General features: G+C 51.4%; 1 protein-coding gene and 1 pseudogene. Both read left to right on the top strand.

Going from position 1 to position 1914, the window contains the following annotated elements; all coding sequences use genetic code 11:
- Window positions 1–125 precede the first annotated feature (125 nt).
- Window positions 126–407, top strand: a pseudogene (locus PSEMO_RS28920) (cytochrome c-type biogenesis protein); the annotation flags it as partial.
- Window positions 400–1611: a c-type cytochrome biogenesis protein CcmI gene (gene ccmI, locus PSEMO_RS28915; protein ID WP_012080656.1), complete on the top strand. Its 1212-nt coding sequence runs from the start codon at window positions 400–402 to the stop codon at window positions 1609–1611. The pseudogene PSEMO_RS28920 and the gene ccmI, both read left to right, overlap by 8 nt.
- Window positions 1612–1914 lie beyond the last annotated feature (303 nt).

The raw sequence follows: 1914 nt of genomic DNA, 5'->3' as shown, positions 1-1914 counted from the left end.
CATCATTTCCATACTGATCACCCTGTGTTCTCCTGCTCAAAAATTGAGCAGAAGCAGTTGAACACCTGGGTCAGTTTTCAGTCGGCAGAACAGCCTCTACTGGGTCAGTTTTCGGTCAGCGGCAACAAAAAGAGATCTTTCGCATGCTCGATGAAGGTCAGAGTAATCAGCAGATCATCGACTTCATGGTCGATCGCTATGGCGAATTCGTGCGCTACAAACCTGAGCTGAACAGCCACACCTGGTTGCTCTGGTTTGGGCCTGGCGGTTTGTTGTTGGGCGGTGTGTGGGTGATTTACTTGATCGTTGCACGTCATCGTGGTCGGCATGGCGATGATGTTGAGGTGTTTTCTGACCAAGAGCGTCAACGGCTCCTCCTCCTATTGGGTAAAGAATCTAATGATTGATTTCTGGCTATGGGTCGGCCTGCTGTTGCTGGTTGCCCTCAGTTTCGTGCTAATCCCTGTGTTGTTTGTACGTCGTGCCCAAAGCGAAGAAGATCGCACCGCTTTTTACGTGGCGCTGTATCAGGAACGCCTGGCGGAGCTACAGCTTCAGCAAGGGGACGGAGTGATGTCTCCTGCGCAAAAAAACAGTGCCCGCTCTGAGGCGGACCGCGAATTGCTGGCGGACACCGAAGGAGCTGGCCTCGAACGTTTTTCGACTACAGGCAAGCCGCTACCAGTATTCGTGGCTTTCTTGATACCGGCGCTGGGGCTCGCGCTGTACCTGCATTTTGGCGCCAGCGACAAAGTCGAGCTGGTTCGTGAGTTCGCCCAGCCTCCCGGTTCACTCGCGCAAATGAACGACCGTCTGGAACGCGCGGTTAACGCCCAACCGGAGTCAGCTGAGAACGCTTATAACCTGGCCCAAAACTACATGGCTCAAGGGAGGCCCGACGATGCCGCTAGAATGTTCGAACGAACGGTGTCACTGGCCGGTCGCCGACCGGAGTTATTAGGCGAGTGGGCTAAAGCATTGTATTTCTCTAACAACAAAATGTGGTCTCCGCCAATCAAGGCGCTGACAGATGAAGCTTTAAATGGAAATCCGGGTGAGCTCCAGAGCTTGAGTCTCATAGGTCTGGCTGCGTTTGAAGAGCATCGTTACCAAGATGCTTTAAAATATTGGCATCACGCATTAGCAGAGATGGGTTCCGACCATCCGTCACACGCTGCTTTAGTACAGGCCATTGGAAAGGCAAGAAACGGTCTTTCAGCGGATGAAAAAAACAACAATTTGACGATTAACCATGTTGCTGGCTTGCCACCAACACCGCTCAAGGTACGGGTGGACATTTCCCCGGAAATTTTCGAAAAGGTCGCTTTGGATGACAGTGTGTTCGTTTTCGTACAGACGCTATCGGGCTCCAAGGTACCTCTCGCTACCATACGACTTAAGGTCTCAAGTCTGCCGGCCGAGGTGGAGTTTTCAGGCGCTGATGCAATAGTTACCAGCAACACCTTATCGCAGACAGCCGCGATTCAAGTGACTGCTAGGGTCTCTAGGGGAGGGAAGAGTAGGTCGGGGGAATGGTTGGGCCGAAGCTCGACGACATTAAATTCGAAGAGCGCTAGGCTGAAGCTTACGATCAACCTTCCGGATATCTGATCGACTGCACCGCAAAGTGCTGTTGCCAGGTACTGTAAAATAGAAGAGTGAGCACTTGATTTGCTGGTGCTTTCAAACAACGGTGTTGTTTTTTTAACAGCCGAACTGGAAAGGGAGGCTGAGCTGCTCAGTGATCACTTTATCCGTTGGCTGATTTACGCCGGCATGTTCGCTACCAATGTCATCAACTTTGGAAATTATCCATAAATATCATATAATTAGCGCTCAAATCAGTGCATGGGAGAAGCCCTTTTGACTACCTATACCGCATCGCTTGACACCGCCAGCCAAACCCTGGCTTGA

The organism is Pseudomonas putida (genome assembly GCF_001941965.1).
Lineage (GTDB): Bacteria > Pseudomonadota > Gammaproteobacteria > Pseudomonadales > Pseudomonadaceae > Aquipseudomonas > Aquipseudomonas putida_L.
This window is presented reverse-complemented; position numbering and strand designations above follow the sequence as displayed.